This window comes from Dyadobacter sp. CY312 (assembly GCF_021390535.1).
Taxonomy (GTDB): Bacteria; Bacteroidota; Bacteroidia; order Cytophagales; family Spirosomataceae; genus Dyadobacter.
The window spans coordinates 73,997-87,926 of record NZ_JAJUXG010000017.1 but is presented as its reverse complement, the minus strand read 5'-3'; the positions used below and the strand labels follow the sequence as shown (position 1 = coordinate 87,926).

General features: G+C 44.2%; 8 protein-coding genes. All 8 read right to left on the bottom strand.

Annotated features, from left to right (window positions below; genetic code table 11):
• Positions 1 to 25: 25 nt before the first annotated feature.
• Complete coding sequence (locus tag LZG71_RS22715) at positions 26 to 895, bottom strand: DUF3078 domain-containing protein (protein WP_233824284.1); 870 nt, start codon at positions 893 to 895, stop codon at positions 26 to 28.
• A gap of 491 nt (positions 896 to 1,386) precedes the next feature.
• A complete protein-coding gene (locus LZG71_RS22710) occupies positions 1,387 to 1,992 on the bottom strand; it encodes a TetR/AcrR family transcriptional regulator (protein ID WP_233824282.1) in 606 nt (201 codons plus the stop codon).
• Positions 1,993 to 2,246: 254 nt separating this feature from the next.
• Entirely contained in the window at positions 2,247 to 4,451 is a 2,205-nt protein-coding gene (locus tag LZG71_RS22705; RefSeq protein ID WP_233824280.1) for a polysaccharide lyase family 8 super-sandwich domain-containing protein, read from the bottom strand.
• Between the two features lie 135 nt (positions 4,452 to 4,586).
• The gene (locus LZG71_RS22700; protein WP_233824278.1) at positions 4,587 to 5,684 is read right to left on the bottom strand and encodes an alginate lyase family protein; all 1,098 of its coding nucleotides are present in this window, start codon (positions 5,682 to 5,684) and stop codon (positions 4,587 to 4,589) included.
• 54 nt (positions 5,685 to 5,738) lie between these two features.
• A complete protein-coding gene (locus LZG71_RS22695) occupies positions 5,739 to 7,616 on the bottom strand; it encodes a heparinase II/III family protein (protein ID WP_233824276.1) in 1,878 nt (625 codons plus the stop codon).
• Between the two features lie 284 nt (positions 7,617 to 7,900).
• Positions 7,901 to 8,866: a DUF1735 domain-containing protein gene (locus tag LZG71_RS22690; protein WP_233824274.1), complete on the bottom strand. Its 966-nt coding sequence runs from the start codon at positions 8,864 to 8,866 to the stop codon at positions 7,901 to 7,903.
• Between the two features lie 84 nt (positions 8,867 to 8,950).
• Positions 8,951 to 10,756, bottom strand: coding sequence for a RagB/SusD family nutrient uptake outer membrane protein (locus LZG71_RS22685; protein ID WP_233824272.1), 1,806 nt, complete (start codon positions 10,754 to 10,756; stop codon positions 8,951 to 8,953).
• A 12-nt stretch (positions 10,757 to 10,768) separates the two neighbouring features.
• Positions 10,769 to 13,924 (bottom strand): SusC/RagA family TonB-linked outer membrane protein, encoded by a 3,156-nt coding sequence (locus tag LZG71_RS22680; RefSeq protein WP_233824270.1) that lies wholly within the window; start codon positions 13,922 to 13,924, stop codon positions 10,769 to 10,771.
• Positions 13,925 to 13,930: the final 6 nt, after the last annotated feature.

The following is a 13,930-nucleotide window of genomic DNA, read 5'->3' as shown; positions in this document are numbered from 1 at the left end:
ACAAAAACCCGCACTCGCTACCGTTCTAAAATGAATACAGAAATCCTACATTTAAACCCTGTGCAAGCTGAACACGACTGCTCTGATCGTCGTCATAAGCCATGATAGCACTGAGATTGACATTGATGAACTTGTTTACTTTCGCTGTTAAAGAGGCATCAAGCCGGTTGTCGATGTTGGACGGATCAAGAATGCTTGAATAGAGCTGATACCTGAATTTCAAATTCATCTGTTTCGTTATATCGCGGTTGTAATTAGCTACAACCTGCATCAGAGCAAGTTCATATCTGATCCGGTCGTTGATCGGAACGCCGTAGTTCTTTTGGTCAGGTGTGAAAGGATAAACATTTTTATCCCAGACAATGGTTTGCCTGAATGCGCCTGGCGCAAAATTGACAAAGAAATATGGATCAGGTTTATATTCAAATCCGATTGACTGTGTGAAATAGGCCGGAGTCAAAAAACCGGACACCTTCTTTTTAACTTTTACAGAATCAATAATCAGATCGTAATCATATCCTGCCGAAAACTGTGACTGGAAATTGATGTTGGCAAACAGCGTCCACTTCTTGTCAATCTCTCTGGTGTATTTGGTGTCAAAAAAAATACGGTCCTGGTTCTTTCTGTTCTGCTGTCCACTGTTTTTCAAAAAACCAAACTGAGACTGAAAATCTGTTCGCCAGGCATTTTTTCCAACCTTATTCTCGAAAAGCGCATTAAAAAAAGTACCTATCCCAACAGAACTCACTCCTCCGCCGGTCCAGTTTCCACTAAACGATCCCTGGTTAAAATTCGCACCTAGTTCAACCTTATGCCAGCTTGTATCGCCCGGGACTTTCAGGCGGGCAGCGTTCAAACTGTTTGAGAAATCGATGATCTTACTGACGTCGTGCAAATTTTGAGAATAAACAGGTGTGTCATTCTGAAAAAGACTTACAACAGCAAAGAATGATACTTTTTTAAGAAATTTTAACCAAAACGTTGAAAAACTGCACATTACAAAAAAATCACTGATCGGGGTAATTGGAATTGATAAACTGCAAAATTATATATTTTTCTCCTGCTCTATTTTAACTGAATTGAGATGGAGTTTATTCTTAAAACGGGCAAAAATTGTTGATCCGCCAGAAAAGCAGCAACGAAGATCAATAAAGGATAAAACTATCTTCTATTTGAGACTTTTTGCCTAAGTTTTTCCCCGAACCAAAGAAACACATCTGCTCGAAACCCTGTGAATACGCGTAAGCGCGATGATCTACATCACACGGTAATCCAGATCGAACAGGATTAAAAAATTTTACCCAAATAAAAGATCTTAATTTACTTTCCAATGGAAAAAGCAGGCAGCCAATGAAGACCGCCTGCTTTTTGTAGTGCAATCAGAAATTATTTTTTTATCCCGCTAAGCATAATTTCATGCAGGAAATTCAGTCGGGTGAGTAATTCGTCAAGTTTGTCGTATATGATCAGATCCAGTTCCAAACCGTGCTGAGCACTCATAAAAACGAAAACCATCATATCCAGATCACTTTCAGAAAATACCCTGAATTCACCGGTTACAATGCCATACTGCAATATACTCTTCACAATATTGGCTTCTTTCTGATCGTACTGCTTGCGATATGGGCAGGCAAAATCGCCAGGCTGTTGATTGAGCACGTCCCTTACTTCCTCTATCATGACGTTGTAAAGGTTGGAAATATCCTTTAACCTCAGAAAACGAATTGTAACAAAAGTTCTTAGCTTCTCAACTGCCGTTGGCACCTTTGATATCTCTTCCTGTATTTGGTTGAAAAGCCTTCCTTTTTCCTGCTGTACGATCGCGTCAAATATTTCCTCTTTGCTTTTGAAGTAATAATAAAGCGTACTTTTCCCCTTTCCGGCTTCACGGGCAATGTCTTCCATGGTAGTCTTCGACAAACCATATTTCTGAAAGAGCTTGTCGGCGCCAAGCAATATCTTTTCTCTAAGTATCTCGTCTTTTGTTTTCACAGTCAGTTTGGACCAGCTTAATATTCAGGTCTAAATGTATTTGGTTGCAAATGTAATGTTATGGCTTTAACACTTCAACATAAAATGTTTGGAATGTAACCTCTAAGTATACAAAAATTGTTCCTAACAGCTGAACAAGCAACAGACTACTGGCTACACGCCGTACTGTGTTATTCTGCATGATTACGAAAATAGTGGGATTTTCGACCGAAACGGGCGACTTGCCTGTTAAAATACCGAGAATGATTTCTGACTTAGTCATTTACCACATCTGCGGTGATGCTCTTGCCCGCCATGCCTTCTTCTGGTAAACTGAAACTGATCGTACTGATTTGCAGGGAACTGTCATAAGTTGTCTGCCAATGGGCTCCTGTTCCAGCAAGTTTTGAATTGACTTCAATTTTCAACTTCTTCAATTTTCCCGTAGGGTCCGATACCGTAATGCTTTTGATTTTATCGCCACTTCTGCTTAGCATAATAAGACATGGATTATCAGCGGAAACGATCAGCCCGTTACTGAACTGAACCTTTCCCGGCTTGTACAGCACCGCCTGCGCAATCCCAAGTCCGGCATGTTCCACAGCCTGCAGGTCAGTGGTATTAGAAATGACATTTACAGGCTTGCTCTGGGCATACATTTCCAAATCCGTCTCATTTATTCCCGGCACAACCACGTACTGATATGTTTCATTTTGGGGTTTTACCCCATGATCCAACCAAAGTGTAAATACCTGCTTTTCGACGATCTCTTCTGTGGCCCAGGCCTGATGATTGATCATTCGCCAATTCCCTGCTTGAATCTGATTACTCAGTTTAAGCTCCGTGGGGTTCAGGAATACATATCCTACTTCATCATGAATTACCCAGTTCACCTGACCAAGATCGTGTTTACCAGCTTCAAGTTCCTGTTTTCTGCCCTCTGATTTCACCACCACTTTACTCTTTAACAGACATTGGTTCAATGTTGTAGCAACGGGATAATCCGCTGTGGAGCGAATTCCTGCACCCAGACTTACAACTTCTTTATCAAAAAAGAACCACGCCTTTTTAGCACTTAAAGGATCGTGCACGCTCTCGAAGTCAAATGCAGCTGCACCATATCGCTGGTCGGTAACGCCACCGGTAAAGTCTTTCCTGCCTTGCCGGGCAAGGTGTTTCCAATGCGCAACCTCCGGCTTTTGCACTACGGTTGTCCCGGGTATTTTTTGCCAGTCCCACACAGGAAAAATCTGCTCGTATTCTTGCCCGGTTCGTGAAATAAAATTACTCCCGTCCCCATAGTGATGGTTTTTTAAGCCTTCCTCATTGTGTGGCTGCTCCATATTGCTGGCGCGGTTGCTGTGCATGCGCACAGAAGTATAATAATCCGGACGTTGGTGCGTGTAGTAGTGCGAATGCCAGAAATAGTAGTCTCTTGTGAGATTGGAAGCAGTTTCACCTTTCCTGATTCTCACAATATTTTCCAGCTCGGCTTTGCGGTACGATGTGGCTGCTAATAAATTTTCTGGCAGATCAGCACTTACTTCCTTCAAAGCCTCTTTTCTTGTAATGCCGCGGTTTTCTGCACCGGGATCAGGATACTTTCCGTGAACCAGCGACTGGCAAATTCCGTCCAGATAATAATCGACCAGCAGGTGTAATGCAGGTTCGGGCAGTGTGTATTTTGTACCTGCAATTTTTACAGCCCAGTAAGCGAACGACGCCGCATAACCGGTACCATATGCCAGGGTTGAAATGACGTTATCTGTGCGATGATGAAAACTGAGATCCGGCTTTAATCCCCTGCCCCCCGATATTTTAATTTCCGAAGCCATTACCAGTACAACTTTGGACAAAACCTCCGGATTACGCTGAAAAAGGGCCTGTTTGCCCAGCATGCCTGCAATTTGGATCAGATCACCCCCGGGCCGCGCTCCCGACGCTTCCAGGTTGGCCCTGCCTGCGATACGAACACCCTCGGTTTTTTGTCTGCTACTAAGATCCGAATCCATGACAAGCAAAATGTTTACCATCAGATGAGGTGTTCCCATCTCATTCCACCACCAGTTTTCACATATAAAATCGTTGGTTATCCAATAATCCAGCGCCGTAGATACGGCATTCCTGACAGCTGGATCTCCCTGAAATGAAGTACCTTCCTTTTTGAAAGCTCTTCCCAGAACAAGCATGTTATTCAAATGCCGGCTGTGCTGAAATCCTGTTCGTGACACATCCTTGTAATTGATCTCAGGCCAGGTTCCGTCCTTCTGCTGTGTCCTGATCAGTCGGGTTATCTCTTCCGGATCAACTGCGGGAGCCAGCAAATCTGCAATAACCCTGTTGCGAATCGTTTCAAGATCCGAGTCAGGCTGGCCGGTTCCGGGCATTACAGGAATGGAGTAGTTTTCACCAGGTTTGCGAATGATTTGTCCGGACGCCTGAAAACAACAGAGCAACAGCAGGATAAGTATCGTTTTCATGGTGGCAATGGTATTATTTAAAAGGTAAAAGTTGTACGGACATCAATGTCGGGAATGTCCATGCGAAATGATGAACATCATATTAAAAGGATGAACAGCGTGTAAATTACATATGTTTTCATCAAGGAATCAGGTTTAAAACGCAGTCGTCATCAGTGTTGCCCAGGGCAGGTAGCCGGTGCTTTCTTCTTCCGGACGGGTTTTGTCGAGCGCTCTTTTTGTAAATGGCATGGGTAGTTTCAAACGATTGTGGTAATGATGATAGGCCCTTTCATAGATAGGCGAAAATTTGCCCCGACCTATTGCCGAAATGGAATCACCGAAAACGGTCTTTCCCTGAAAAGTCTTATACCTTACATACTTTACGTCTTCTCCAAGCATGTATCTGGCTGTGTATTCATATCCCAACGCCAATCTGTTTTCATATGCCGAATACAGATCCTTTTTCTGTTTCCAGGCTATTTCACAAACTATGCTTAGAAAACCCAGTCCCATTTGCGTATGTCCCTGATCGCGCCCGCTTTCCTGGCATTGTCCCCATTCATTAAAATAGTGATTGATAGCTCCGTTGGACTCACCCTTCAAAATCTGATTACAGGCAAGGTCAAAAATATCTCTCCGATCCATGAACACGCCAATACCAATGACCGTTTGCGCAATGGCCGCATCCCAGTTTCCATTATAGCCCGGCATAAAATCCTTCAATAACGGAAACCATACATTCATTACCATTTTCTTAAATGCTTCCTGATCCTGTTTTTTCCATCCTGTGTATTGATGTTTCAAGATTTCGGCTGCATTCAGAAATTTAATACCAACCATACCTACAAGCAACTTTTTATTACCATTAGTCACCGAATCCAGTGTATACGACCAGGCATTTATAATTTCAATCGCTTTTTCGGCGTAGGCTTTGTCTCCGCCCAGTGCGTATCTGAGTGCACAGGAATAGGCCGCCAAACCATCATTCCTGAAATCGGTTCCGCCAATATCAGGTTTGCTGTAAAACCCTACCTCAATCACTTTTACCGGTTTGGCAGTCCAGGTGAGCTGTGCAGTGGGCGATGTTTTAAGATTTACCCACGACGACTTCCACGGTTCTGCACCTGAACTAATTCTCGCTTTTACAAAAGCTAAATCCTGCTTTGAATGAAGCATTCCGGGATGAACAAATTGACCAATACCCATGATCGGATACAGGGACATCAGCATAAAACTTACAAAGAATCGCATTCGGCAAGTGCTTTAATAATTGGAATTGTAAACGGATTTTTCCTTACATACAGCCTATTTCACCTGCCAGGACGCGAGTTCATTTACGGCTTCGGTTTTGCCATCCGGCGTAAAATATGCGTTAAAAGCTGCGCTGGAATTAGCCGGAATTGTCACTTCAAAACCTACGAACTGTGTATCCGGATTCGGAGCGTCATAGTCATGACTTGGTGTTGTAGGCCAGGTTTTAATCTCAATTTTCGATTTTGTTTCAAAAATCAAAAACATTTTCTTTCCGTTTTTTGTCAGTTCAACTGTTTTGCCATCCACGATTTTCACTTCGGCAGGCGTGAGCAGATTCCAACGCATATTAACAGATTTATCCAGCGTTTTTACTTCGTCCCGCACAACGACGTTTTTCCCTTTCCGGATAGAAACGCCTCGTTTTGCTGATGCGATCTGACTTTCATATAACTGCGAAATATCTGTAACAACGGCAGGATTGGACGGATCGGCAGACCGGGCATCTATCTTCGCATATCCTTTTACATTTTGCAGCTGACCATCGAAAGTGAGCGTGTTGTGTGCAAAATTATTGAGCCTGAATACCTGCCAACGCTGCGAGTTCTGGGAACGATTCCAGAGGTCCACCCCTTTTGATTCCAGCGAATTATAATCCTGCATACCAAAGTCGGCTGCCCACCGCTCCCCCTGTGCATCAATTACAAACGAGCCTATATCCATGTGTGCATGGCTCACCGAAGGCGAACCCGCTTTTACACCAACAAAAATGGCGTTCGGGTCCGTCCATGAGGTGCGCATGAGGCCCACCGGCGAGTCACCCTGCCCCACCCACATTTTCGTCTCAGGTGCCTTGATCTGGTCCAAATCCGCATTCATTCCCCAAATCAGCAACGCTGGTAAAATTCTGTTATTTACGTATTTCACGTTGCTTTGAGACATGAGTTTCTTTTGACTCCACAGCAAGCTTGGGTCGTTATTTTTGTCCGCAAACCAGAACATTGCAGGACTAATACCGTCTTTCAATCCACTGTCACCCCAATTGTGAGCCAAACCGTTCGGGCCTACCAAATGCTGTAAAAAACCTGCCGTTTTCAAAAAACCCGGTGACTGAGAAAGTCCGAAATCGGTGCCAAGCGCTTTTTGAACCGCACTGATGTATAAGACGTTAAAACTGGTCCCGTATTCCCAGTAACCATATCCTTCCGGATAGGCACCATCCGGCTTGTAGGCAGGAGTGACTGATATCGGTAGACTTTCAACTGCGCGGCTGATCGTCTTTGCTGCCAATTCGGGCTCATGCTCGGCAATAGCAAGCACGCCAAACACCATTCCCGCGTTGCAAACCTGGTTCCAGTTATTGGTCGACCTTAAAAATCCATTGTATTTTTTATCGTAAGATGGCTCAATTCCTTTTTTAAGAATGGCTTCACGAATTATTTTTCGGGATTCTTCTGAAAGATCATCGTGGAGCCAGTCGTAACCAATCGCGACGGCCATGGTCATTTCGGCAACGTCAAGAAAATGTGAAGGATTCCAATCTGTAAATCCTGAAACAGCCAGCAATTCTTTTTCCGCACGTTTCAGATATTTATCTTCCTTCGTAGTCCGATAGGCATAACTAAGCTGAAACACCCGTCGCAAACATTCGCGCGATTTGCCGAGTAATCTCCTTCCTGTTTGTATACGATCCACCGGAATTTCCTGCAAAAGTTTATCACATTCAGTCAAGATAGACTGATGGATGTTGTTCCATTCCTTATACTTTTTTGTCTGTTTCACGATCTGGCTTTCTTCACCTTTAAGCAGCAAAAGCCTTGGATGATCCTTTTTAATGGATTGCATTGCCGTTGACACAGATTCCGATATCTGCTGCGCAAATGACGCGCACGAAACAATTAGGAAAAAAGCAAGGGTTAGGATGTTTTTCATTTTTAAAGTTATGTAGGTGAGTAAAGGAATAGCTGAGGATTCTCGTGCACATCAGTTTCTAAGTTAGCGCACTATCTTTAAAAGGCAACATTATTTCTTATCTGACGAATATTTTAAACCAAAACCCCGACCAGAAAAATCAGGTATTTACAAGTTGTTGAGTGGAAAAAAAAATGATAAAATACTGATATATAAGTCTTTATATTAAAAGCCCCAAATAATCCCGTTTGGGAAAATTCGGAGCTTTTGGTGAGGGGAGTTACGCCAATATCAGTAATGGGCTGTCATTTATAATTATCGGGATTTTCATCCTGCCATTCGTTTACACCGTCGCGGATCCGGTTGCGGAAAGTGAGTGTATCCTGTGCAAATGAAGTGGTACCATCGGCATTGGCATATTTGTATTTAAGAATGATGCGGCGGTCCTGTAAAAGTTTAGAGCGATTGAACACGCTCTCCCCGTCCGGCAGCACTTCCACTGACGAGCCCGGCGCTTTACTTACAATCACTTTCGATCCTTCAAGGGTGATCTTCATCGAACCTGTCTGATCGCTGATCTTGTTGGTCACCAGGGCATTTGGCGCCACCGTTTTCAGGTTCAGAATTTTAACTTCTGGTGATGGTATGGTCGTATAATATTTTACTGTATTTACTACTTTGCCTGTCGCATCTTTTACCGTGGTTACCCCACCATGCCAGTAATTTCCAAACAACATGTTCTCATATTTTAGGGCAACTACGGTATACCTTTTAGCCTTGTGTATGGAATCAGCGTCGGCGGTGGTAATATTAAACGGAATTGCGTAACCCGGCCTGATCGTTGCCACGTCCTGCAAAAATCGTGCAGAATCGGCTTTGATCACCACCGAACCCATGTGCTGACCGGATTTGATGATCATTTTGCTGTTGTCGGAAATTGTGTAGTAAGACGTCGGCATCAGTTTCAAAGTATCAACAGGAGCAATTGCTTCCTTTATGTAGTTGGCACCTGCTTTCATCGCAGCAAGAATATTGGCGTTGATGAGCGTATTGTCCATGTTAAAATTCACAACACGATCCTGTCTGTTTTCCCGTAAGCCTCCGAGTGCTGCTCCAACCTCAATTTTCATTCCCTCGCCAACCACGAAAGTACGGACATTGGTTTGGTACATAAAGTAGATCGAGCTGTAATCGAAATCCTCAATATAATCCTTATAGCAAGAGCTCATCGCCACGGAAAGGAATAAAGCTGCCATTATAATTTTTTTCATACCATTTTTTGGCTATCGGATGCCAGCGTTTTGCTGACATCCATTATTAATTATTTGATTATCTGACAATTACCTGTTCCAAAATCACTTCCAGGCGTCCCAGCCCTCATTCTGCACGAGGTTGCTCATGCGAAGCATCTCGTCGAAAGGTATGGGAAGAAATGCGGAAGGATATGAACGCGACTCTACGATTTCGTCCATTTTATAGCTAAAAGATCCGTCTGTATTTCTGGTAATGACAGGGCGGTGCACCGCTTTGTTGAGCTCTGCAAGCGTGGTGGTCCACCGGCGAATGTCGTAAAATCTCTGACCTTCGAAGCAGAACTCCAGCCTGCGTTCGTTTTTAATAAAATCATAAAAAGCCACTTTTCCAGCCGCTGCAATTTCAGTCAGATAAGGGTCGGTCGTAAATCCTTTCCCTCCGTCTGTATTGTTTTTGGCGCGGATGTAAGCCATTGCTTCTTTCGCCGACAAGCCATATTTTGCTCCGTTTGGTCCTTCTACCTGATTGGCGGCTTCGGCAAATGCAAACACCATGTTTTCCCAGCGGATGAATACTTTCGTATGCGGTTGCCGGTTGATCGCATTATCTCCCCAGTTCAGTCCCATAAAAACCATTTTTTTGATATGGTAATTGGTTCTGCTGTTGGCCGGCGGGCCTGGTGAATCCTTGGCTCCGGTCCAGTTTTCGAAGGTATACATGGGTGTTGTGCTCGAACTGTTCAGCCGCATGGCTTTGGCATTATTATGAAAAATCGTCGCGTAAAATCTCGGATCACGGTTTTCATAAGGTTTTGCCGGATCATAAAGGCTTCGCGAATCAGTAATGGGATACCCGTTTTTCATCGGAAAGGCATCTACCAATTCCTGCGTTGCCCCCACCTGGCCATTACCCTGAAACCCGCCCGGATAGAACATCCTTTCCATGGCATCGTTTCCGTTGTTATATCTGGCCGAGAATACAATGCCTCCAAAGTTTGGATTGAACCAGTCCATTGCCTTCGTTACGCCGAAACCATTGGAAACCGCATCGGTTTTTTGCTTGAAATCCATTACCAGTTTGGCATTTTTAGCAGCAGAATCCCAACGCGCCACATTGTTGGAAGGATTAAATCTCGGACTTGCCCAAGTGAGATATACCAGTGCTTTAAGCGCACGGGTAGTAATCCCGTCGAAGCGTCCCCAATAACGTCCTCCGGCGTATGCGCGGTCGTTCACATTCGGTACAAGAAAATCGCGGTGCGCAATGGGCAGGTATTTGTAGGCCGAGTCGCAATCCGCAATGATCTGCTGAACACATTGATCATAGGTATTGCGTGTACGGTTTGTTTCCTCTTTAATGTCGACCGGTTCTAGCACGATCGGGAAACCCAATAGCTGGCCATCCATACCTTTGCCACCAAATTTTTGCAGCAAATCCCACTGAAACCAGGCTCTCAACGCAAAGGCTTCTCCCTGCAAACGATTCTTAACCAGACTGTCAAGATGCGCGTTAACCAGAAACCTGGTGTTGTATCCTTTACGGTCTTTCAAAAAAAGATTGACCAGATAAATGGATCTATAGGCGCGGTCCCAATAGGTACGGAAAGGATCCTGACTGGTTGGCAAAGCTCCCGTAGCCAGCCTGACCATGGCATTGGTGGTGGAGGTAATCACAACATCGTCGGAGGCTCCGTCCATGTAAACGCCTTCATTGTCGTTGTAATTCCGGGGCATGTTGTCATAACACTGCCCAACCAACCCCTGCACCATATCCTGATATTTCCAGATATCCTCGGTAGTCCTGTTTCCATTTGGATATGGTTCCAGATAATCCACGCAGGATACCAGTGCGAAGCTCAGCAGACAAAAGCAGAGAATGCCTTTTATTTTTATATTTTTCAAATCCATAACAGTTCCTGATTAAAATGTTAGCTTAACTCCGCCGGTAAACGTTCTGAACAAAGGATTGACAGTCACTCCTGAATTAATTGATTCAGGATCAACATCCTTGATCTTGGAAACGGTGAGCAGATTAGCTCCGCGTACATAAAGACGCAAACCCCTTGCACCAATCACACGGGCAGCATTCACGGGGACGTTGTATGCGATCTCAATGTTCTGAACTTTGAAATAGCCTCCGTCACGAAGCCAGAAATTAGACCCGACAAAGTTGTTGTTAACTTTCTGATAGGTCAGTCGGGGGTAATCTCCGCCTACATTTTCTTTCACGAAGTTGGAGTAATTGTTATCATTCCAGCCGTTCCAGAAATACTTGTTTGTCATTCCTATGTCATAAAAAGCCCTTCCGTTACCAACAGCCGTGAACTCAAAGTTTTTGAAACCAAGACGAAGGTTCAGCGCGTAGATCAGGCGTGGCGAAGAATGTCCGATCTGACTCTGGTCATTGTCATCCACAATACCGTCGCCGTTCTTGTCCTGATATTTAAGATCGCCCTGTTTCAGCACCTCATCGTAAATCTGCGGCACAAGTTTGGTTTCCTCGTCGGTTGCAAATTTTCCGATATAGGTCTGGCCCCAGTATCCGTCGGTAGGAGTTCCCAGGCGTGTCTGATAATCAAACCGGAAAGCAGGTTCATCGTATTTCAGAATCTTACTATCCTGAACCGAAGCATTACCACCAACTGAGAACCTCAGAGCACCGATTTTATCAGAATACTGAATACCGGTTTCTACACCAAAAAACTTCATCCTGTTGTAGTTGAACCATGGTCTGGATCCGGAAATACCGGCAATCAACGGAACTGTATTGGCTAACTGAGAAACCATCCCATCGCGCAGATTATTGAAATAGTTAACCTCCACAGATAGTTTTCTGTTAAACAGTAAGGCGTCAAGACCAATACTCAGCTCCTTACGTTTTTCCCAGGTGAGGTCAGGATTTCCGATGCGTGCGGGCGTTGTACGATATACGGAGTTGTCTGTATTGCTGCCAAACCACTGGTTGGTTGTAAACGGACCAAAGGCGACACCGGTTGAGTTCACACCCCAGCGATCCAGGTCATAAAATGGAGGCAAAAAACTTTCATAACCTAACACACCACCTTCCACACGCAGTTTAAGATAGTTTACAGCCTTTACACCTTTCATGAAATTCTCCTCCGAAACTACCCACCCAAGGCCGGCAGAAGGAAACATTGCATACCTTTTGTCCTTGGCGAAGCTATAAGTACCCGCATAATTTAATACACCCTGAAAAACATATTTATCTTTAAAAGAATAAATGCCAGTCAGTATAGCATTTTGCTGGCGCTGAGGTTCTTCTATTCCATTCCTGGAAATTCTGGAAAGAAAATAGGTCAGTCCCATCTGAAGGTCACTTTTTTTCCAGGCTTTCTCATAACTAAGATTTTCGTAAATCACGAAACGCTGAGAATAATAATCGTGCAGTTTGGCCAGTCCCGACATATCGACCCCGTCGTGTACCTTTGAAAGCCTGATCGTATCCTGTCCGGAAGAAGTTGTTCCCGGTGTAGCAATGTAGGCAATATAGTCTTCCGCCTTTCCGATGCGCAAGCTGTTGAATACGTTGAAACCTGCATAAGTTCTTGATTTCAGACCTGGCAGTATTTCCTTCATATCGTATTCAAAAGTAACATTGGACGCTCCTGTCCGGCCCTTTTCCGAATAATAACCGTTATGCATCAGGTTCCCGATGGGATTGGTCTTGAAATTGGAACTTACACCATACCATGGAGCAACAGCATTGTCTCCGAAAGCAGCATAGACAGGAAAAGCAATGGGTGGCGTGTTAGTAATATCGTTGATGGCCGTATTAAACTCCACAAGATCAAGTGCGGTATTGGTATTGCCGTCTTCATTGGTAAAATCGGAGTTGTAACCATAGTTGGGCGAGCGACGGATCGTTAGTCCCCCAAAAAAGTCAACCTTCACCTTGATCAGCTCATTGATCTTTACATCAATATTGGATCTCACATTGATCCGATGATAGTCGGAAGTCGATCCAATTTTATAAATATCTCCTTCGCCGTTGTATCCCAAATATGCATTGTACTGAATGGTTTCATTACCGCCACCCGAAGACAAATTAGCCCGTCTGAACGATTTGGAATTTTTAAGCATCATACCACGAAAGTCCACACTTGGCGTGTACATATTGTATGGATCGTTTTGTGCGTAACCGTTTATGGCCGCGTCGCTGTACAGGGGATTCATTCCGCTGTTGGTTCTGGCGGTGTTGTTAAGTCTTGCATAATCGGCACCGGATGCCCAGCCAGGAAACCTGTCAACGATACTCACACCTTCTTCCACGTTTACATTCATTACACGTTCATGTGCCCTGCCACGTTTTGTCTTGATGTAAATAATCCCGTTTGCACCTCTTGGCCCAAGCATCGCTTTACCTACAATATCCTTGATCACCGTTACACTTTCAATTTCCTGCGGATCGAGGTTCATTTCTGTGATTTCAGTAGGTATGTCATCGATCATAAAAATGGGACTAAATCCTCTAGAAGTGATGCCCACCTTTTCGGTTACTCTGAAAAATCCGAGCTCTTCCTCCGCATTCAGACCGGTAGATCCATCCCTTTCCGTAACCTCAATACCAGTTGCTATGCCTGCGAAAGCGTTTCTAAGGTCGTTGGTAGGATATTTTTCAAGGTCACTGGTTCTGAAAACATTATAGCTCCCTGTTGTCTTTCTTTTCAAAAGATTCATGTAGGGCATCGGAATTTCATCATCGGGTGTCATGTACAACTTTGCCTTTTTCAAAACAATGTTGTCTTCGATCAAATCACCGATCAGCGAAACCTTTTTGCTGTACCCGTAAGACGTCACCGTGATAAAATCTTCGGGCAGGGCGTTAAAATCAATGCTTCCGTTGTCGTTGGTTTCTGTATGAATCAACCCTTCCCCCACCACCACTGTGGCTTTTGGAATAGGGTTACCCTGCTCATCGGTCACTTTCAGATTCACTTTCACTGCCTGCGCTTTTTTTGCGCTTTTGTCCTGAGCAATTGCCGAACCTGCTACAAACAGAATCAGTAAAAGCAAGCCGAGCAGACTATGCTTTTTGTAATATCTATCTAATCTCATGATTAT

Bases quoted from the DNA above. Each gene is read 5' to 3' on its own strand.
- LZG71_RS22700 (WP_233824278.1), bottom strand. From the start codon at position 5,684: ATGCGATTCTTTGTAAGTTTTATGCTGATGTCCCTGTATCCGATCATG.
- LZG71_RS22680 (WP_233824270.1), bottom strand. From the start codon at position 13,924: ATGAGATTAGATAGATATTACAAAAAGCATAGTCTGCTCGGCTTGCTT.
- LZG71_RS22705 (WP_233824280.1), bottom strand. From the start codon at position 4,451: ATGAAAACGATACTTATCCTGCTGTTGCTCTGTTGTTTTCAGGCGTCC.
- LZG71_RS22695 (WP_233824276.1), bottom strand. From the start codon at position 7,616: ATGAAAAACATCCTAACCCTTGCTTTTTTCCTAATTGTTTCGTGCGCG.
- LZG71_RS22685 (WP_233824272.1), bottom strand. From the start codon at position 10,756: ATGGATTTGAAAAATATAAAAATAAAAGGCATTCTCTGCTTTTGTCTG.
- LZG71_RS22690 (WP_233824274.1), bottom strand. From the start codon at position 8,866: ATGAAAAAAATTATAATGGCAGCTTTATTCCTTTCCGTGGCGATGAGC.